The 20056-nt window shown below is 54.4% G+C and carries 13 protein-coding genes; 6 read left to right on the forward strand and 7 right to left on the reverse strand.

Annotated features, from left to right (window positions below; genetic code table 11):
* Positions 1-7 precede the first annotated feature (7 nt).
* The 3 genes from I9W95_RS12645 to hrpB all read right to left on the reverse strand — a co-directional run bounded on the left by I9W95_RS12645 (position 8) and on the right by hrpB (position 6413).
* A complete protein-coding gene (locus I9W95_RS12645) occupies positions 8-3229 on the reverse strand; it encodes a tandem-95 repeat protein (RefSeq protein ID WP_225675437.1) in 3222 nt (1073 codons plus the stop codon).
* 92 nt (positions 3230-3321) lie between these two features.
* Entirely contained in the window at positions 3322-3813 is a 492-nt protein-coding gene (locus I9W95_RS12650) for a hypothetical protein (protein ID WP_225675439.1), read from the reverse strand.
* Positions 3814-3932: 119 nt separating this feature from the next.
* On the reverse strand, positions 3933-6413 hold the full coding sequence (gene hrpB, locus I9W95_RS12655) for an ATP-dependent helicase HrpB (RefSeq protein ID WP_225675441.1): 2481 nt from the start codon (positions 6411-6413) through the stop codon (positions 3933-3935).
* A gap of 69 nt (positions 6414-6482) precedes the next feature.
* Here hrpB and I9W95_RS12660 point away from each other — a divergent pair, with 69 nt between their 5' ends.
* Positions 6483-6668, forward strand: a complete 186-nt coding sequence (locus I9W95_RS12660; RefSeq protein ID WP_225675444.1) for a tRNA (uracil-5-)-methyltransferase — start codon at positions 6483-6485, stop codon at positions 6666-6668.
* A 4-nt stretch (positions 6669-6672) separates the two neighbouring features.
* Here the strand turns inward: I9W95_RS12660 and I9W95_RS12665 are convergent, their stop codons facing one another.
* Both I9W95_RS12665 and I9W95_RS12670 read right to left on the reverse strand, forming a co-directional pair.
* The gene (locus tag I9W95_RS12665; protein WP_225675446.1) at positions 6673-8886 is read right to left on the reverse strand and encodes a bifunctional diguanylate cyclase/phosphodiesterase; all 2214 of its coding nucleotides are present in this window, start codon (positions 8884-8886) and stop codon (positions 6673-6675) included.
* Between the two features lie 156 nt (positions 8887-9042).
* The gene (locus I9W95_RS12670) at positions 9043-10458 is read right to left on the reverse strand and encodes a 3-oxoacyl-ACP reductase (RefSeq protein WP_225675448.1); all 1416 of its coding nucleotides are present in this window, start codon (positions 10456-10458) and stop codon (positions 9043-9045) included.
* 213 nt (positions 10459-10671) lie between these two features.
* Here I9W95_RS12670 and I9W95_RS12675 point away from each other — a divergent pair, with 213 nt between their 5' ends.
* A complete protein-coding gene (locus I9W95_RS12675; protein WP_225675450.1) occupies positions 10672-11970 on the forward strand; it encodes an acetyl-CoA C-acetyltransferase in 1299 nt (432 codons plus the stop codon).
* Positions 11971-12073: 103 nt separating this feature from the next.
* On the opposite strand, the gene I9W95_RS12680 is transcribed toward I9W95_RS12675, so the two are convergent.
* Positions 12074-12340, reverse strand: a complete 267-nt coding sequence (locus tag I9W95_RS12680; RefSeq protein ID WP_225675452.1) for a hypothetical protein — start codon at positions 12338-12340, stop codon at positions 12074-12076.
* Between the two features lie 106 nt (positions 12341-12446).
* Here I9W95_RS12680 and I9W95_RS12685 point away from each other — a divergent pair, with 106 nt between their 5' ends.
* Both I9W95_RS12685 and tusA read left to right on the forward strand, forming a co-directional pair.
* Positions 12447-13652, forward strand: coding sequence for an MFS transporter (locus I9W95_RS12685; RefSeq protein ID WP_225675454.1), 1206 nt, complete (start codon positions 12447-12449; stop codon positions 13650-13652).
* Positions 13653-13710: 58 nt separating this feature from the next.
* Complete coding sequence (gene tusA / locus I9W95_RS12690) at positions 13711-13959, forward strand: sulfurtransferase TusA (protein WP_225675456.1); 249 nt, start codon at positions 13711-13713, stop codon at positions 13957-13959.
* 679 nt (positions 13960-14638) lie between these two features.
* Here tusA and I9W95_RS12695 read toward each other — a convergent pair.
* Positions 14639-17296, reverse strand: a complete 2658-nt coding sequence (locus tag I9W95_RS12695) for a DUF349 domain-containing protein (RefSeq protein ID WP_225675458.1) — start codon at positions 17294-17296, stop codon at positions 14639-14641.
* 218 nt (positions 17297-17514) lie between these two features.
* Here I9W95_RS12695 and I9W95_RS12700 point away from each other — a divergent pair, with 218 nt between their 5' ends.
* Together I9W95_RS12700 and sbcB are read left to right on the forward strand one after the other, a co-directional pair.
* Positions 17515-18486 (forward strand): alpha/beta fold hydrolase, encoded by a 972-nt coding sequence (locus I9W95_RS12700; RefSeq protein ID WP_225675459.1) that lies wholly within the window; start codon positions 17515-17517, stop codon positions 18484-18486.
* A gap of 24 nt (positions 18487-18510) precedes the next feature.
* On the forward strand, positions 18511-19953 hold the full coding sequence (sbcB, locus tag I9W95_RS12705; protein WP_225675460.1) for an exodeoxyribonuclease I: 1443 nt from the start codon (positions 18511-18513) through the stop codon (positions 19951-19953).
* Positions 19954-20056 lie beyond the last annotated feature (103 nt).

Below are 20056 nucleotides of genomic sequence, written 5' to 3' on the forward strand. Positions count from 1 at the left end.
TTCTTAATCAGTCCGTTCGCGATTTAACACAGATGCGCGTCTGTCCGTGGAATAAACACTTGTTAACATGAGGACACTCAACAGCACAAGGAGTATTTCGGCCATGGCGCCACCACCACCGCCGGAGGAACTCACCACAACCGTTGTAGTACCTGCATTGTCGTTGTTGATCAGCGTAATGTTGATGGTCTTGGGGGGGGTACGCTGTGACAACGTCTGTATCGATTGTAGACCCGAGGCTATGGCTGACCCGTAAATAGTCGGGTAGCTGTTGATCCAGGTCACCGTCCCAGCGGTAGCGCACTGAGCTGACGCTGATTTGTTCGGCGCTAAGGGTTTCTTTGCTGCCGTCGGTGAAGTACAGCTCAATGACGGGTAGCTCTTCAGAAAAATTGAAACCCGATGACTGAATAATACCTGACAGGGTAAAGGCAGTTGCTGAAGACGTCAGCGTAACGGTTGCCAGGGTCTGAGTTGAATTCAGCTGCGTTTCTTTCTCCAGATAACCGCTGGCATCGGTATACAGAGTGATTGCTTCGTTAGGCAGGTGAATACTGGCCTGTCCATTACTTGCTGTCACGGTATCGTCGAAGCCCCAGATAGAGAAGCGTTCGTCATACACACTGACAATAGCGTTGTCTATTGCACTGCCGGACGTATCCTGCACCGCTACCGTCAGCGTTCTTGGCATTTGCGCTTCCAGTGTCAGCACAGAATCCGGGATATTACTTGCCAGTGCGCTGATGTCGGTTGAGAAACCCGCAGTGAGGTCGCTGTGCAACGCCAGATACACCAGCGCCGGGTTAAAGTTGTCTTCATCATCAGTGGCAACGACCTGAGTAATGGCTCCACTCTGATCATCTGCAAAGCTAAGGTTACCGTTGCTGCTATCCAGATTGATGGTAGTTGCAGCAGGCGCGCCTTCAATTTTGAGCATCTGCATGGCCAGTGGGTTAATCATCACCGGGCTGACGGCTGGAATCAGTCGCAGTGGCCGCTCCAGGTAATAACTGGCAGTAAAGCCATTACCATCGCTAACGGTCAGGGTGTATACACCGGCGAAGGCTCCGGAATCCGGCATTGCCAGAGTGTAATTGCCGCTGCTATCGACGCTGATCAGATCATCGCGGTCTCTGCCGCCGTAATACAGGGTCGTAGTCAGGCTGTTATCACCGCCGGCCAGTGTGAAGATTGTCGCTTCATTACTGACTGTGAAGGTATCGCCGTCGGTCAGGGAAGAGTCGCCACTGGTAAGAGTCAGCTCCGGCACCACAGTAACGCCCACAGTGGTACTCACCGGGTCAATGCCATCGGTCACCGACAGTGTCAGTACATAGTTGCCGGCGGTTCCCGCATCTGCGGCTACCGACAAGGTTGTGCCGCTGACGCTGGCCGACAGGCCGTCAGGAACCGACAGTACACTGAAGCTCAGCGAGTCATTATCCGCATCGCTGGCTGCCAGTGTCTGTTCAGCAGCTGCACCGCCAGCCATCACAGTTACCGCCGCTGGTGCAGACCATACCGGTGCGCTGTTCGGTGTTGAGCTGATGGTGAACGACAGATCGGCACTGACACTGATATTGCCATCGCTGACCGCAACAGAAATCGTGGTGCTGCCTTCACTATCACCGGTAACCGTTAGCGTAGTCTCAGTATCAGACAGCGAGACTGTTACCATGCCGCTGTCGTAGCTGACCAGACTGTAGGTAAGGCTGTCGTTTTCCACGTCCGTGGCACTGAGGGTAATGTCCTGAGCGTTACTCTGCACAATGTTGTAGCTGGTCGACATGCTAAAGACTGGTGCATCGTTTACCGCGGTGACGGTAACCTGGAAGGTTTCTGCATCACTTAACTGACCGTCGGAAACACTGACCGTGATATTGCCTGAGCCCGAATAATCGGCAATCGGTGTAATCGTCAGCGTGTTATCGGACAGCGATGCGCCAAGTTCGGTGGCGGCGGAGTCCAGCGAATACGTCAGTGAGCCGCTGTCTACGTCGGTCGCCGCAAGAGTAATACTGATCGTGTTGTCTTCTGCCAGGGTTTTATCACCGATGGCCGTCAGCACCGGGGCGTCATTGACGGCCGTGACAGTAACCAGAAAAGAATCGCTGTCAGTGTCCTGACCATCGGAAACGCCAACCACTACGGTGCCACTGCCAGAGTAGTCTGCCTGAGGTGCGATGGTGAGGGTTGTGCCGGATAGCGAAACCCCCAGTTCAGCGGGGGCCGACGTCAGGGAATAGGTGAGTGAATCGCCATCGCTGTCGGAGGCAGCCAGAGTCACCGTTTTACTGCTGTCTTCATTCAGCGTCTGATCGGCCAGCGGGGTAAATACGGGGGCGTTATTGCCGCTGTTTTGCAGTGTCCAGCCAATATCAGCCAGCAGGTATTTGGCCAGCCCCGGGTTGTCAAGAAACCCGGTGTATTGCGGTTCCATTAACTCATTCGGGTAAACGGCTGTGTCAAAATGACTGACGGATGAACCTTCATTGTAAGACGATGGTGCGTACATCTGTACCCGGCTGCCGTTCACTCCAGCAGATAAACCAGAAATATTGCTGTTTACCTGAGCCCCATCCCAGACCAGGTTGCCATCATTCAGTTCGGAAGCAGCACGGTCCGATTGGCCAAGATTGGTTAAGCGGGTTCCCTGGGTAGCGTCGAACAGTTGCTTGGTATAAGGGTCGAAAATGGGATCGGTGCCGTTGACCAGAAACTGAGTAGTTCCATCGTAGGCCATAAAAGACAGAAACCCCATGCCATGCATAATCTCGTGCATAACTACTGAAAGTAACGAGGTTCCTGATGTTGGCGTGTCAAAACCAAGGTACCAGGAGGAGGATTCCAGGCAGCCGGTTGTGCCAATTTCAGAGTTGAACGTTGCTCGAATTTCATAACCTGATGGAACCAGATCTGTTCCGAAATGTTCGTTGGCCAGGCTGATAGGGTAGTCTGTCCATACCCCGGATTCTGAAACCTGATAGGCATATTTGGGCCCTGCACTGCCCAGCACGCCATAGGTTGGGTAGCACTCCAGAGGGTCAAATTTTGATTCAATTTCGATGGTTTGTGTGATGTTAAATGTCTGATTGAGAATATCTGCAGCTTTATTGAATACTGCCAGTCGCTGAGCTCCGAGAGTGGTCGCCGTATTGCCACCAACGGCAGAGGCTGATGTTGTGTCATTAAAGCCCTCACCTGCGCCGTCGCTGTTTACAATTTGCAATGCAGCAAGGCTGTTGGCTGAGAGCGTTATCGATGACGGGAAAAGCAACACCCGGCCACTGATTTTTAGTCCATGGAATATCATGAGCAACCTCACTGTGCGGTGTTGTCGGCTGCGCTGGCCGAAGGAGCAGGGAGCGACGTTTGTACGTCAGGAATCGGGGTGATGCGTCGTTCAATCAGGTGAACCTGGCCATTCTCATCGGTGACGGCCACCGTCACGGTGCGGTACTGACCTTTCAGGTTGATCAGGTGGCCCCCCTGAGGGTGGGGCTGCGCCACCAGTGCTGACATTGGAATGCGTTCGGCCTCCAGTGCTTTTTCTATCTCAGCTGGCATTGCTGGCTCGTCAGTGTGCTGGTGATCCGTGCTGTATCTGCCTGTGGCAGAGAGGCTCAGATCCTGGCGCATGATGGCAGGTGAAGAGGGCTGTGTATTGGCCGGGTTTGCGACTGCGGCCGCTGGCGGGTTAGCTGACGCAGATATCGGGTCCTTTGCGACGATTACGGTAGCCTGTTGGCGCCCGGTCCAGATGGCCGCGATTGCCAGAGAAACAGCCACAACGGAGATCAGTGTTTTTTTCATAAACGGAGACAGGAAACAATTGTTAACTAAAGGCTAGTGCTATTGGACCGAATCTCCAGTCTATTCGCGTACAGGCGCTGTAAAACTCGGTAACCGCCTGTACCTGTGTGAACGGCGTCTCACTGTTTGTTTCTGTTCAGTGCCCGGTTAGTAAGGCGGGTGGCTGTAAAGGTCAGCGGGTCTTCCGGCCACGGATGTTTCGGGTAGCGACCACGCATATCCTTACGCACCTCAGAATACGTGTTACGCCAGAAGTGAGGGAGGTCAGAGGTGACCTGCAGAGGGCGCCCCGCAGGCGACAGCAGGTGGATCAGCAATGGCTGGCGCTGATCAATGATGCTGGGCTGACCCTCGTAGCCAAACATTTCCTGCAGTTTGACCGCCAGTACCGGCGGTGTCTGGCTGTAATCAATACGGATGTGAGAGCCGCTGGCGACCTGCCAGTGCGTAGGCGTAAGCTGGTCCAGTTGCTGCAGTTTGTCCCAGGGCAGCAGAGACCGGATAGCGGCTGCTGTATCGATTTTCTTAAGATCACGCTGATGACGGGCCTGCTGACAGAAGGGCAGTAACCAGTCTTCTGCCGTTTGTTTTAACCCCTCATCGGATACGTCTGGCCACTGGCTGCTGTCGTGCTGGTGCAGCAATGCCAGACGCTGACGCAGTGACTGTGCTTCTTCATTCCAGCTGAGACTGTTCAGGCCCTCAGTGTGGAAGAAATCGAGCCACACCTGCTGCCAGTCCTCATGTGTCATGGTCGTCAATGGCTGGCGGTTCAGTATCAGCGCCCCCAGTCGCTGCTGTTGTTCGCACTGCAGTTGGCCGTTGTCGAGCCAGCGTACTACCGCGCTGCTAGTGAACAGTGCTGGCATCAGTGATTGCAGGCGTTCAATACAGGCTACAGACAGCTCTGCTGCCATGCGGATGGTATTACCGTTACTGCCACTGCCACTGCCACTGAGATCCGCGACAGCCAGCCACTGCGCATGGTGCCAGTCTGAATTCGCCGCCAGCCGCGCACCGACGCCGTTGGCCAGCAAAAAGTTGTCTGAGTCACTACGCCGTTGAGCGATACGATCCGGCCAGGCAAGAGCCAGTATCAGGGCCGTTGCGTCAGTATCGCTGATGCCATCGGCCTGCGAAATTCCGCTGTCGAGCAGGCGTAACAGGTTGCTGGCCAGGGGATTAACCCGTTGCTTCCACAAAGCGTGGCGTTCAGCCTGATTGAGTAGGCGCTGCAGATCGTCGCTGGCTCGCAGCTTATGTGGCCATTCCTGCAGCAGCGCAATAATCGTTGCCGCTTTGTCGGCGACGCCCAGTTGTGCGGCGCTGATCAGTGCATGAGACCAGCGCGGTTCTGTCGGTAGTGTGGCGCACTGGCGCCCATGATCTGTCAGTTGATTATCTGCAGTCATGTTCAGTTGAGACAGTAATGTCCGGGCATGGCTGAGTGCGCGGGAAGGTGGTGCAGTTACCCAGTTCAGTTCGTCAGCATCGGCCCCCCACAATTTCAGCTGCAGTAACAGCGAAGTAAGATCGGCATCGAGAATTTCAGGGCGGATACTCGGTTCCAGGCGCTCTTGCTGTGATTGCGGCCATAGCCGATAACATATACCTGCCGCCTGACGGCCGGCACGGCCACTGCGCTGGATAGCGGAGGCCTGTGAAATGTAGCGCGTCTGCAACTGACTGGTACCGGTTGCTTGCTGGAAGCTCACCCGGCGTTCAAGTCCCGAGTCAATAACAATGCGTACACTGTCGATGGTGACCGAGCTTTCGGCAATGTTAGTTGCCAGAATGATGCGCCGCTGGCCTGCGATGGCCGGAGCCAGAGCTTGTTTCTGCTGCTGATCGTTGAGCTGACCGTGGAGAGGAAGAACGGTTACTCCCTGCAGTTTTTCATCCAGCAGAGCCTGCAGCTGTCGAATTTCCGCGGTACCCGGCAGGAAGACCAGTATGTCGCCCTCATGCGTCAGGGCCTCACTGACCACCCGGCTTACCTGCTGCGCAAGCGTAACGTTGTCGTTATCTCTCGGCCGGTAATGCAATTCAATGGGATATGTCCGACCTTCGCTGTGCAGGAAGGGCGCGTCAAACGTTTTCCGAATCTCGTTGTTATCAAGGGTCGCTGACATCACCAGCAGGCGCAGATCATCACGCAGCAACTCCTGCGCTTGTTGTACCAGTGCCAGCGCAAGATCAGCGTGCAGATTGCGCTCATGGAATTCATCAAAGATGATCAGACCAACGTCGGCCAGCTCCGGATCCTGTTGCAGCATGCGGGTCAGAATACCTTCGGTAACCACCTCAATACGGGTGTCAGCGCTGACACGCGTTTCCAGGCGAATACGGTAGCCTACGCTCTGACCAACGCTTTCCCCCAGTTGCCGTGCCATATAGGTGGCCGCGTTACGGGTTGCGATTCTACGTGGCTCCAGCATCAGAATCTTGCGTCCGTCGAGCCAGCGTTCGTTCATTAACGCCAATGGAACGCGCGTGGTCTTACCGGCACCGGGAGCGGCGCTGAGTAGCAGGCGGTTGTGGCTGGAGAGATTCTGACGGATGTCATCCAACAGAGAATCTATGGGAAGGCTGGTGGTCATGGCTGGAAATGCTGGAGCCGGAAAAACGCTATGGTAGCATGTCAGTGCAGGTTTACCGATGGGGGCACTATGTCAGATAAAAGCAATGTCGTGAGTTTCGATAAGGCCGGTGAAAAGCATCGTCATTCACGGATGCATGATGCCAAAGAAGCAAAAATAGAAGAGATGAAAGACCGGTTTAAGGCGGCACTGCCAGATAAGCCTAGGCCGGTAAAAGACTACCTGAAAAAGAAGCGGGCGAAGAAAAAGCGCTGACCGTTCAGGAGTCTGCGCAGTAACGCTGCAGGAAGCTGATCAGCTCTTGTTCCGGCAGTGGTTTGGACAGCAGGTAGCCCTGTATCAGATCGCAATCCTTGCTGATCAGAAGCGCCTGATCTTCCTCTGTTTCAACACCTTCAGCTACCACGCGCATGCCCAGGCTGTGACCCAGTTTGATAATGGTTTCGACCAGTGCCTGTTTGCGTTCATCGCTGCGCATACCCATCACAAACGATCGGTCAATTTTCAGTTTCTCCGCCGGGAATGACGCTAAGTAGGACAGCGACGAATAGCCGGTGCCGAAGTCGTCCAGCGCGATACGGATGCCAGCGTTCTGCAGCGTACGCAGGAAATCGCGGGTTTCCTGTTGGCTGCGAATCAACAGACTCTCGGTGATTTCCACCATCAGCGTACCTTCCGGTAGTCCGGATTCCCGACTCTGCTGAACAATATGGTCGGCCAGAGTGTGATCGTAAAACTCAGCCGTCGATACGTTTACCGCAATGGGAATCAGTAACCCCAGCGTCTGCATACGGGCTGCCGCTGTTAAAGCTTCCTGCCGCACCCATTCGCCGATTTCCCGGATCATGCCGGTCTTTTCCGCCAGCGGGATAAAGAGGTCGGGTCGAACCAGTCCTCGCTCCGGATGGCGCCAGCGCACCAGGGCCTCGACGTGGTTAATTGCGCCGGTGCGAGCATTTCTGATTGGCTGGTAGTGAAGCTCCAGTTGGTTACCTTTAACGGCTCCACGTAATTCCTGATGCATAACCGCATTCAGGCGGGCTTCTTCATGCATTTCCGGGGTGAAGTGTGCGATCTGGTTGCGACCTTCACCTTTGGCGGTATAGGTGGCCTGTTCTGCCGACTTCAGCAGGTGCTCCATGGTAGAGCCATCCTGTGGGAAATAGCTGACACCTATACTGCCGGTCATACGCAGGTCTTTCATCTGGCGAATGGAAACGTTGCGACTGACGGTTTCCAGCAGCGTTTTGCACAGTGCTTCGGTCTCTGCCGGCGATTGAGCGGAGGTAATAATAAAGGCGAACTCATCGCCGCCCAGACGGGCAATCATATCGTGACGAGGGAGGGCTTGTTTCAGTCGGGTACCAAGCTTAACCAGCAGTTCATCACCTGCTTCATGACTCAGAGTGTCATTAATTTCCTTGAAGTAATCCAGATCCATAAACAGCACGGCAAATGACTTCTGGCTGCGGCGATACTGCTCCAGCGTCCAGTTCAGGCGCTCGTAAAACAGGTTGCGGTTCGGTAATCCGGTGAGCAGGTCATAGCTGGCCTGATACTGGATGGTTTCTTCTGATTGCTTGCGTTCTGTGATATCGCTGATCAGCGCCACGCAACGGTCAATCTGATCGTGTTCATCACGCAGCACACTGAAGCTGAGTTCGGCCGTAAAACGCTCGCCATTACGACGGCTGACCAGCACTTCGCCGGTCCAGTTGCGGCCGTGGGGCAAACGCAGTGCGATGTCCCGGTATTGTTCCAGACTTGCGTCCGCACGATTAATAAACCGTGAAGGAGTGTGGCCTGATACGTCGTCCAGGGTGTGCCCCGTTATTTGCGTGAACGCCGGATTAACATCAATGATCTGAAAGTCGCGGTCAGTAATCAGCAGGCCAACGGGCAGATGAGCGGTGATGGTTTCACTGAGAATGCGGTGACTTTGTGCCCGACGAAATTCAATGCTGGCCTGCGCCAGTCGTGCGGCCTCATGAATCAGCAGCAAATCCTGTCCGGTGGGGTGGCGCTGGGCTTTGTAGTAAAGGCCGAACACGCCCAGTACCTGACCATCACTGTTTACGATGGGTTGCGACCAGCAGGCTGCCAATCCGGCTTTGGCAGCAATGTGCTTGTATTCAGTCCAGTACGGATGGGTCTGTATATTGTCGACGATGACGAGGTGACGGTTGGCCGCAGCGGTACCACAGGAACCGATGCCGTTAGCGATTTCAATACCGTCAACGGCATCAACGAAAAAGTCGGGGAGATTCGGTGCTGCAGTTTTACGCAGGTGCTTACCATCCTCGCTGACCAGCATGATAGATGCGATACAGTCCGGCTGTTTTTCCTGGATGAGCAGGATCAGTTCCTGAAGCAGCGCCTGCAGAGGACGGTTACTCAGGAGCATTTCCAGAAACAGGTTGTAACGGCCAATACTGAGAGAAGGGATTGGCTGGGACTGGTGCTCTTTCGACATACCGCCGGTATCTGATGGGATTCTGTATAAGTGTAGCGTCAGCGGCGGATTATGAAACAGAATGTCGGAAGAAAGTGTAAAAGATGATAGCTAGTCGTAATTAACAATGATTAGCATCAAGTCCGGGCTGATTCTCAGCCCGGAGCTGATCAGACGTTATGCGCCAATCAGCGACTGACCACAAACGCGGACGATATTCCCGGTAACGCCGGAAGATGCCGGGTTGGAGAAGAAAGCAATGGTTTCAGCCACATCCACTGGCTGGCCGCCCTGTGACAGAGAATTCAGGCGACGACCGATTTCACGGGTAATCACCGGAATGGCGTCTGTCATAGCGGTTTCGATGAAGCCAGGTGCCACAGCATTAATGGTGATGCCTTTTTCCAGCAGTTCGTCGGCCATGTACTGTACGTAGCCAATCACCCCCGCTTTTGATGCTGCGTAGTTGGTCTGGCCTGTCTGACCTGCGATACCGTTCATCGACGATACACAGACGATTCGACCGCCGTTGTTCAGGGTACCTTGCTCGAACAGGGCATGGTTGATGCGCTCTTCAGCAGACAGGTTGATATCAATGGTCATGTTCCACCAGTGTTCCGGCATATTGGCCAGTGTTTTGTCACGGGTGATGCCGGCGTTGTGGATGATGATGTCACCACCACCGAGTTCTTTCAGTTTGTCGGAAATCAACTGTGGTGCTTCAGAGGAGGAAATGTCGCCAACCAGTACAACACCATCAATCTCGGACATTACGCGCTGCAGATCAGCCTCTGCTGGCGGAATATCGAGACCAACGACTTTAGCTCCATCACGTGCCAGCGTGCGGGCAATAGACTCACCGATACCACGCGATGCGCCGGTTACCAATGCCACTTTGCCGGCCAAAGGCTTGTGCCAGTCCGGGTAGCTGATGGCCTCAGCTTTGCGTACGGTGATGACCTGACCGTCAACGTAAGCTGACTTGGCAGAAATAACGAAACGGAAGGCGCTGTCGAGGTTGGCTTCAGCGCCGGTTTCAACATAAATCGCCTGGGCTGTAGCACTCTTCTTGCCTACTTCTTTGGCAACGGAACGGCTGAAGCCTTCCAGAGCGCGCATAGCGGCAGCCTGCTCGCCATTTTCTGCTGACATATGCGGGCGACCCAGCACGATCACGCGGCCATTGCCGTTGAGCTTGCGCATAACCGGATTGAAAAAGTAGTACAGCTGATTCAGGTCGTTACCGTCTTTGAAGCCTGAAGCATCAAACACCAGAGCATCGAATTTGTCCGACATGTCGGCAGAGACTTCCAGGCCGGTAGCTTTAACATCAAATTCTTTCGCGGCGGCAACAATAGCGGCGGCATTGCGAGCTGCCGCCGGGAAAAATACCTGAGCTCGGGCGTCTTTCAGGTTGCGGAAAATATCGCGGATCAGGGCAGCGTTGTCTGATGCACCGATCAGTACGCGCCCTTCAAAATAGGTTTCCTGAGCTGGGGTGTAGCGCTTCAGGCCAATGGTCTTGGGAAGTACAGATTTCATCAGACTACGGCCCATGCCGCTGTCCAGTACCGATTCGATAAAGTTACTCATGTTCAGATCCTGATAAAAACACACAAACGGCTTGAAAACGCCGGACAGTAGCAGATTACAGCAGCATCTATAAGGTCTGAAATTGACCCGCTCCGCTGGTATCTGTGTCAGTTGGGCCAATGATCAGGGTAGGGGGCGGGGTAAACTGGCATGGTTTCAGGCAGAGTGAGTGACCGATCTGCCACGCTTTATAACGACAATCAGGATTCATCTATGACCCAGAGCATTCGCCGCGTAGCCATCATTGGTGGTAACCGTATTCCGTTCGCCCGCTCCAACACTGTGTACTCCTATGCCAGCAACCAGGACATGCTGACTGCAGCACTGAATGGTCTGGTTAATCGCTACAACCTTCAGGGTGAGCGCATTGGTGAATTTATTGCGGGTGCTGTAATCAAGCACAGCCGCGATTTTAACCTGGCGCGCGAAACGGTACTGAGTACGGCGCTGGATCCACACACACCAGCAGTGGATATTCAGCAGGCCTGTGGTACCGGTTTGCAGGCCATCATTATGGCCGCTAACAAAATTGCTCTGGGCCAGATCGACAGTGCTATTGCGGGTGGCTCGGATACAACCTCTGATGCACCAATTGGTGTTAACGAAGGTCTGCGTAAGATTCTGCTGGACGTCAACCGTGCCAAAACCACTGGCGAAAAACTGAAGCTGCTGGCGAAAATTCGTCCTAAGCACCTGGCACCACTGGTTCCGCGTAATGGCGAGCCACGCACCGGTCTGTCGATGGGTGAACATACAGAACAGACAGTGAAAGAGTGGGGTATTGGTCGTGAAGAGCAGGACGAAATTGCTTTTAACAGCCATGAAAACCTGCTGGCCGCCTACGAGCGCGGTTTCTTCGACGATCTGGTTACGCCGTTCCTCGGTCTGGAGCAGGATAACCTCGCACGTAAACCAAATCTGGAAAAACTGGCATCACTGAAGCCGGCATTTGATCGTAAATCCGGTCAGGGCACGCTGACGGCGGGTAACTCATCCGCTCTGACGGATGGCGCGTCGGTTGTCCTGCTGGCATCAGAAGAGTGGGCTAAGGCTCACAACCTGCCGGTTAAAGCGTATCTGTCTTTCCACGAAACCGCGTCGGTGGATTTCTTCGGCAAAGATGGCAACAAAGATAAAGAAGGCCTGCTGCTGGCACCGGCGTATGCGGTACCGCGTATGCTGCAACGTGCAGATCTGTCGCTGCAGGATTTCGACTTCTACGAAATTCACGAAGCGTTTGCCGGTGTTGTTGCTTCGACACTGAAAGCCTGGGAAGACGAAAAATTCTGCAAGGAAAAACTGGGTCTGGATGCTCCGCTGGGTAGCATTGACCGTACTAAACTGAACGTTAACGGTTCGTCGATCGCAACGGGTCACCCGTTCGCGGCGACCGGTGGCCGTATTGTCGCCAGTCTGGCGAAAATGCTTGAGGAAAAAGGTTCCGGCCGTGGTCTGATTTCTATCTGTGCTGCAGGTGGTCAGGGCGTGGTGGCTATTCTCGAGCGCGACTGAGTTTCACAGATAACTACACTCTCACCACTATAAAAATTTGCCCCGCATTGCGGGGCTTTTTTTTATTTCTGAAACTGTCTGAGTGCGACCCGAGCGGAAGCTTTTATTCCGCATGGTGCAGGTGCACCGCGGACCAGCGTAGTAAAAGGTTGGTAAGCAGCGATCGTTCGCCGATATCGGAGGCATTGACCAGCTGATCAAGATGCTGGTTGATGGCTTTCAGGTGTTGCCTGTCCAGTAAAAGATCAATAGGCTCAGCTTCGCTGGTAAGCATGGCGTTGCGCAGATAACGTGCGAGCAAAGGCATATCGTTGCGTAAAAAACGTTCTGTCAGGCTGATGGTGCCACGATTCAGTTGCAGGTGATGCATACCTGGTATCCGTCCAGTAAGTACTTCTTCCATGAAGTGTAGTAGGGCAATGATTAAGTGTGAGTTTATTGGTCGGCTTTGACAATCAACCGGATTTCCTAAAAACATGATGAATAAATGGGCTGCACTGACCGGGTTGTACGTCGTTCAGGGATTACCACACGGTTTCTTTGGCCAGGCGATGCCGGTGCTGTTACGCGAGCAGGGGCTGGATCTGACTCTTATCGGCATGCTGTCTCTGGTAGCGTTACCGTGGGCGTTTAAATTTGTCTGGGCACCGGCGCTGGACCGGGTAACGCTGCGTTCAGGTGAGTTCCGCCGCAGCTGGATTTTCACCATGAACGCCTGCGCCCTGGCGATGATTCTGCTGTTGTCGTCGCAGCCGCTGGAAAGCTGGCTGGAAAACGGCGTCTGGCTGCCGTTACTGCTGCTGATTGTACTGAACACCTTTATTGCCACTCAGGATATCGCCACTGATGCCATGGCGGTCGAAAACCTGTCTGTGCGCGAGCGTGGTAAGGGTAATGGTCTGCAGGTCGGCGCCTATCGGGTAGGAATGGTTCTGGCCGGTGGATTACTGATATCTCAGTACGGCAGTCTTGGCTGGCAGGGCGCTCTGTGGCTGGTCGCTGGCATGATGCTGCTGGGAACGCTGCCTTTGTGGTTTTTCAAACCGGCACAACATACGCCACCGACGCAGCCACTTATGTCGCAATGGCTGGGCTTTTTCCGCCTGAAAGAGGCTGGTTTATGGTTGCTGCTGATTCTGTTTTTTAAATTCGGCGATGCTTTCGGTACGCCGATGATCCGACCGATGCTCAGTGATGCCGGTTTGTCGCTTGAACAGCTGGGAACGCTGCTGGGTACGGTAGGGTTCGCAGCCGGACTGCTGGGGGCTCTGGCTGGCGGCTGGCTGGTCAGTGTGCTTGGGCGACAGATTACTTTACTGGGCTTCCTGTTGCTGGAAGCTCTGGCCTTGATGTCTTACGTCGGCATCAGCCATACCGCCGATCCTTCGCTGTTGCGAGTAGGCGTTGCCATTGTGCTTGAGCATGTGGCCGGAGGTATGGCTACCGCGGCGCTGTTCACCGTTATGATGGATCGCTGCCGCGAGCACTCAGAGGCAGCTGATTATGCGCTGCAAAGCTGTCTGGTGATTATCGCCGGCATGGTAGCGGCCGCCTTGTCCGGCTTTTCAGCGAAAATGCTGGGTTATGATGCACACTTTATTGTTTCGGGTTTTCTTACCCTGGCGGCTATTCCCATTGTCTGGGCTTTGATTCGTCGCGGAGTACTGAAAGTAAAACGCTGAAGGTTGGCATTTATTCGCAGGGTTGAGAAAATGCCCGGCAGATTGTTAAGGGGCTACTATGTCTGACGCTGAAATTACCCATCATCTCGACACCCGTGGGCTGTTCTGCCCTGAGCCTGTGATGATGCTGCACAACGAAATTCGCGATATGAGCATTGGCGATGTGGTGGAAATTCTGGCGACAGATCCATCAACCAAACGGGACTTTCTGAAGTTCTGTACGTTTCTTGATCAGGAATTGCTGGCGCAAAGTGAAGAGGATGGCATTTACCGTTTTCTGATTCGAAAAAGCTCCGAAGAAGAATAAAAAAAGCACCGCCAGGCCACTGCTGTCCCACAAATTTTTATTTGAACTTTTGTGAGATATTCCAGGCCCCTTGTCCTCATAGAGGGGCCTTACCCCTCTCGCCGGACGGGCTATCTCCCCGCTTCGCGCTGTCCTGGCTCGTTTACCCTTGAAACCTTGATATTTACTGACCGCACGCCCCATCGGCCATCCAGGGCCGGGGCCGCTTGCCCGAGTCCCTTCGGGCATGTCGGAAATATCTACGTTTTCTGCGGCGAGCCCAGAGGCGCTGTGTTAGTTAACCTCACAGCCGTATTTCAAACGCCACGTGGAATCTGAATGTCATGTCTCTGACTGAAATTCAGAGTAGGCGTTGTACTAAAAAGCAGCTTAGAGGAAGCCATTCCTTCGCATTCTGGAGCGCCGAAATGAACGATGATTTTTCCGGTCCGCCGGGCAAGGATGCCCGGTGAGCGGACGGCGACAGGGATGTCGCATGGGCGCGTGGCCTGAAAAATCGAGGGAGTGAGGGTAACGCTCCAGGAGCGAAAAGCTGGGGTCGCCCTGCCGGCCAGGGGATAAGTTCCCCTGGTAGGCAGTAGGCATTGCAGATTTAAAAGTCGTTTATAGAAAACAGATATCTTTAAAACTGTGGGACAGCAGTGACCGCCAGGCGGTGCTTTTTTTTGTTACTAGTGTGTCAGAGACTGGCGTTTATTGCGCTGATAAAGCGCTCGGTCAGTGGATGGCCATGACAGCTGTTGTGCCATTGGTATATCAGCGTTTTACGTTCATCGTCACGGCTGATATTCATGCCCATACCCTGCGCCAGGCGCTGTACCTGAAGGTTCATGCGCAGTGCTTTGTCGCTGTCAGGTGATTCAATATCTGCCAGAATTTCCATGCCAATGCACAGGGTCAGGGCATCGTCGTCCGACGCGGTAAGGCTGGCGTTCAGTTCCGTCGAGGTATAGCCGGATGGCAGATTGCTGCTTTCCGCAGCTTCGCCTTTCAGCAGAGAGAAAAGATTTTCCCAGCGGGTCAGCTGTTGCTGGCGGCGCTGTTGCAGCTTTTCTGTCTGCAGCTGCTCATCCATCTGATTCAGTTCACGCAGCAGGCGCTGGTGGGCTGCCCGTGGCAGTGACAGTTCATTGAAAGCTGTGCGCGTTTCAGCCAGTACAGATGCGGCATCAGGCGATTGCATTGCCTCTGCTGCTTTGGCGATCAGTGCTTCTGCACTCTGTACCACAGAATTCACTTCCGCTTTGCGTGCGTTGCGCTGTTCATCAAGCCGGGCAAATACGGTGTCACAGGCTTTGCGGAATGCCTTCCATAATTTCTGATCCGCAGCACGCGGAACCATACCGATTTCTTTCCAGCGCATTTGCAGCGTTTTTACGGCATCCGCTGCACCACTGAGGTCGTCAGCAGTACTCACCGCCAGCGCTTCGTCGACCAGAGCCTGGCGGGCGGCAATGTTTCGATCGTATTCCCCTTGCAGGTGCGCATAAATGCGGTCACAGACGGTGCGGAATTCAGCACTGGTGTCGCGGTGGCTGGCGTGATCCACCGGTGAGTACTGACGGAAGGATTCGCGAGCGGCGTTGAGCGTTTTCTGCACCACTTTCCAGTCAGCCTGTTGCCAGTCCATCGCAGCATCGTAGTCGGTCAGTTCCTGAATCAGGCGCTGACGCAGGGCTTTGTTCTGCTCTCGTAATGATGCCACTGCAGCGAAGTGTTCACGGCAGGGCTCAAACGCCTGATCGGCAGCGGTGCGGAACTGTTCCCACAAAGCCTGATCGTTGTGGCTGTTGCTGAGACTTTTCCACTCGTCCTGCAGCTGATGAATTTTGTCCGCCAGCACATCAGGAGCAATGTCGGCACCGATCAGTGCCTGCATGGACGCGACCAGTGATTCTTTCTTCGGTGTTTCAGCGAAACCTGCCCAGTCGCGGATTTCATTCAGTCGTGACTCCATGGCGCGGAATCGACGTTGCTGTGCCTGGGCTTTGTGGCCTGAACAGCGTTTCAGAGCGTTAATAATCTGCTTTACCTGCTTGTTCGCGTCGCGCAGGTGGCCTTCGCTAATCGCCTGATCAAGTGCATCGAGGTGAACGTCCAGTTGCCGCAGAATCTCGCCTTCGTTAGCCGAGGCCTGTTGCTGTTCTGCCTGCAATTGCTGCTGGCGCTGTTGCAGGCACTGCAGATTTTCCGGCATTGGCAGGGTTGCTGGCCAGCTGATCTGTTTCAACCACTGGTTGCATTGCTGCAGTTGCTTGTCGGAGTCAGCTGCAGGCGCCTGCTGCAGAAATGCTTCAACGTCAGTGCTGAGCGCCTGCCATTTGGCTGCTGCGGTACTGAGGGTCTGCAGCTGCTGCCAGATGTTCTCGTAATGGCGGCTGGTATCGGCATCCGGTTTATTCAGTGGCAGGGTGGTGCGCCACTGATCGTCAAATGTTTGCAGTTGCTGCGGCAGATCAGTGATCTGAGCTTCAGCTTCATTCAGCAGTGCTTGCAGTTGCTCAACAATGGACTGCTGCTGAGCTGACGCCGCTTGCTGCTGCTCACGCTGAGCCTGAAGGCGTGCTTCTTCCTGAGCATGGGCGTCGAGCGTCGCCTGAGCCAGAGTGAAAGCTTTGTCCACGGTGCTTTGCTGCGCTGCAGAGGCTTCGCTGGCAAGTTGCTGCCATTGCTGGCGCAACACCTGCAGTTTGCCGTGAAACTCAGGGTGATAGCCGATACGGTTGAGGTAGGCTAGTTGAGCTTCGAGCTGTTCTACTGCCTGCAGGCGTTGCTGTTGCTGTTTTTGCAGTTCACGCTGAGCCGCCAGTTTGTCTTTACACAGGCGGTAGAGTGATTTGTCCTTGCCCTGAGCAAAGGTGAGCAGCTGTTGCAGTTGTTCTGCACTGGTGATGCCTTCTGCGGCGACACTGCGTACCCGGGCGACCGGGTGTTCTCTGGCAATGCTGAACAGAGTGGCTTCATCCTTAATCTGGCGGATAGCGGCCAGGCGTTGTTCGTCGTTGTCTGTCAGCGCGGCGATGCTGGTCAGCACACTGGTGTCCGTGATGTTGCTCAGTGCGCTGGTATCCGGCAGAAGCTGTTGTAAGCGCGCCGTGCGCGCGGCCTGGCGAACAGCTGTGTTGCTGTCACTTAACAGAGCTTCCAGCGACTCAGTGTTCTGCAGAGCGGTTACTGCCAGAACTTTCAGGGATTCACTGCTCTCAGCCGCGATAAATGCCAGCCGGGATGAATCATCAGTCAGGGAGTTGAGATAGTTCGTGCGCTGTTCGGTGTCCCCTTGTTGCCAGTCAGTTTGACGATTACGGTTTGCGAACAGTTTCTTGAATAACACCATTAAGATACTCCAGGTGCAGCGTGTCTCAGTACCACCGGCAGGATGAAAAAGCAGCGCCGGAAAAAGGGGGACATTGTACCCGCCATAGGGGATTAGAAAAGGGGGATGGATCAACTGACGGGGAAGACGGGAAAAGACCCCTGTGGTAAAGTTGCGCGAGCCGGCTTCGACCCGGCCCGGATACTGAAAAACAATAATAAACTCACCTGGGGATTATCATGCATATGATCCGTTTTCTGCTGGTTATCAGCCTCGCTGCATTAACTGGCTGTGCCTCCATGGGGATTGGTTCCAGACCCATGTCGGAGCTGACCGAAAATTACACCAATGAAAGCTCTCGCTTTGTTGCCGTTGATGATCTGGTGATGCATTACCGCGATGAAGGCCAGGGGCCTGTGCTGGTGTTACTGCATGGCGTGGCATCCTCTCTGCACACCTGGGATGGCTGGGTGGAAGAGCTGAAAGACAACTACCGTATTATCCGTGTCGATCTGCCAGCCCATGGTCTGACTGGCCCTGATCCGGCTCTGGACCGCTACAACATTAACTACATGGTCGAAAAACTCGACAAGTTTCTGAACAAACTGGGCGTCAGCCGTTTCAGTCTGGCAGGAAACTCTTTAGGTGGTTATATCAGCTGGAACTACGCGTTATACCGCCCGGATCGGGTTGAAAAACTGATTCTGCTGGACGCTGCGGGTTACCCTCAGGACATGCCATTTATTATGAATTTTGCGGCATTGCCAGTGATCGGTGAGATGAGCCAGATTATGATGCCGCGTTATATCGTCAGCATGAATATTCATGCGGCCTACGGTGACGACGACAAAGTCAGCAGTGAGCTGGTAAAACGTTACCACGACCTGACCCTGCGTCCGGGGAATCGTAAAGGTCTGGTGAATGTTTTCCGCACCATGAAAGAACAGAGCCAGAACCCGGACCTCGGTGCCCGGGTGGGCCAGATTAATACACCAACTCTGTTGCTGTGGGGAGAAGAAGACCAGTGGGTGCCTCTGACCGTAATGGAGCAGTTCCGCCGTGATCTGCCGAACGTCAGTGTGATCACCTATGAAGGTGTTGGTCACATGCCAATGGAAGAAATTCCAGTGCAGAGTGCGCGTGATGCGCGCAGCTTCCTGCAAACCGGTAAGGTCTTCACTCTGCCAGCAGCAACTGCAGACGGCGGCTGACTAACAGGCGCCTGAGGAAAAGCTTTGAATACCATTGTCTGGTACGACTACGAGACCTTTGGCGCCAGTCCGGCGTGGGATCGCCCGGCGCAGTTTGCGGCGATCCGCACCGACGAAGACCTGAACGAAATCGGTGAGCCAACCGAAATATTCTGTCGTCAGTCAGACGACTACCTTCCGCATCCCCAGGCGGTGCTGGTTACCGGCATAACGCCACAGGACTGTCAGTCACGCGGGGTATCCGAAACCGAATTTATGGCAACGGTTAACCGGGTTTTCAGCGAACCCGGTACCTGTTCTGCGGGCTACAACAGCATTCGTTTTGACGACGAGTTCACCCGCTACGGGCTGTACCGTAACTTCTTTGACCCTTATGCACGGGAATGGCAGTCCGGCAATTCCCGCTGGGATCTGCTCGATGTCGCCCGTTGCGCCTATGCACTGCGACCGGAAGGCATCGAATGGCCGGTGAACGATGAAGGGCGGGTAAGCTTCCGCCTTGAACACCTGACCGCTGCCAACGGGCTGGATCATGGTAAGGCCCATGACGCGGTCTCCGATGTGCGCGCGACTATTGCGCTGGCACGGCTGATTCGAGATAAACAACCAAAATTATACCGTTATCTATTTGATCTTCGCTTTAAGCATCAGGTCGGTGCACTGGTGGATGTTCAGAATCATAAGCCGCTGGTGCATATCTCCGGTATGTATCCGGTAGAGCAGGGCTGCATGGCCATTGTAGTACCGCTGTGCTGGCACCCGACCAACAAGAACTCCGTCATCGTTTATGACCTGCACAGCGATGTCGAGGCTCTGATCAGCCTGTCGGCAGAAGAAATCGCGCAGCGCGTGTTTACCCGCAATGCGGATATGCCGGAAGGGATGACACGCTTGCCGCTGAAAGAAGTGCATATTAACAAATCACCGGTACTGGCTCCTGCGAAAACCCTGACACCCGATCAGGCCGAGCGCTGGGGGTTGAGTGGTGATGTGTTACGTACCAATCTGGCGACCCTGAAAAACGCAGGTGATCTGACAGCGAAGTTGCATCAGGTATTTTCTGGCAGGGAGTTTGCCCCGGCCACCGATGTAGATGCCCAACTGTATGACAGTTTCTTCCCGGCTGCAGATAAACAGGCGATGGCGACCGTGCATGAACTGAGCCCGTGGGATCTGGCTGACTGGCCGGCACCGTTCAGGGATGCTCGTGGCGAGGAAATGCTGTTCCGCTATCGTGCTCGCAATTTCCCGGATACGCTCAATGAAGATGAGCGCGAGCGCTGGGAACAGCATCGCGTAGCGCGACTGATGAACCCGCAGCCTCCCGGTGCCTTGCTGAATTTCGAAAAGTTCGCCACTGAACTGCAGCTGGCGGCGCAACAGGTAGCCGACAATCCGGTGAAATTGCAGTGGCTGCAGGATTTGCAGCTGTATGCTGAATCGATCTTTCCATACACGGATTACTGATAAAAAAGCACCCCGGGGTCACTGCTGTCCCACAGTTTTTAATCAGCACCATAGCTGACAAAAACAGCATGTTTTAACATCAAGGCCTGCTGCCTCGCAGGGG

It is taken from the genome of Thalassolituus marinus (genome assembly GCF_020320395.1).
Lineage (GTDB): Bacteria > Pseudomonadota > Gammaproteobacteria > Pseudomonadales > Oceanobacteraceae > Venatoribacter > Venatoribacter marinus.

What these genes read in the sequence shown, in the direction of transcription:
- I9W95_RS12650 (WP_225675439.1), bottom strand. Translation starts at nt 3,813, where the DNA reads ATGAAAAAAACACTGATCTCCGTTGTGGCTGTTTCTCTGGCAATCGCG.
- hrpB (WP_225675441.1), bottom strand. Translation starts at nt 6,413, where the DNA reads ATGACCACCAGCCTTCCCATAGATTCTCTGTTGGATGACATCCGTCAG.
- I9W95_RS12660 (WP_225675444.1), top strand. Translation starts at nt 6,483, where the DNA reads ATGTCAGATAAAAGCAATGTCGTGAGTTTCGATAAGGCCGGTGAAAAG.
- I9W95_RS12665 (WP_225675446.1), bottom strand. Translation starts at nt 8,886, where the DNA reads ATGTCGAAAGAGCACCAGTCCCAGCCAATCCCTTCTCTCAGTATTGGC.
- I9W95_RS12670 (WP_225675448.1), bottom strand. Translation starts at nt 10,458, where the DNA reads ATGAGTAACTTTATCGAATCGGTACTGGACAGCGGCATGGGCCGTAGT.
- I9W95_RS12675 (WP_225675450.1), top strand. Translation starts at nt 10,672, where the DNA reads ATGACCCAGAGCATTCGCCGCGTAGCCATCATTGGTGGTAACCGTATT.
- I9W95_RS12680 (WP_225675452.1), bottom strand. Translation starts at nt 12,340, where the DNA reads ATGCATCACCTGCAACTGAATCGTGGCACCATCAGCCTGACAGAACGT.
- I9W95_RS12685 (WP_225675454.1), top strand. Translation starts at nt 12,447, where the DNA reads ATGATGAATAAATGGGCTGCACTGACCGGGTTGTACGTCGTTCAGGGA.
- tusA (WP_225675456.1), top strand. Translation starts at nt 13,711, where the DNA reads ATGTCTGACGCTGAAATTACCCATCATCTCGACACCCGTGGGCTGTTC.
- I9W95_RS12695 (WP_225675458.1), bottom strand. Translation starts at nt 17,296, where the DNA reads ATGGTGTTATTCAAGAAACTGTTCGCAAACCGTAATCGTCAAACTGAC.
- I9W95_RS12700 (WP_225675459.1), top strand. Translation starts at nt 17,515, where the DNA reads ATGCATATGATCCGTTTTCTGCTGGTTATCAGCCTCGCTGCATTAACT.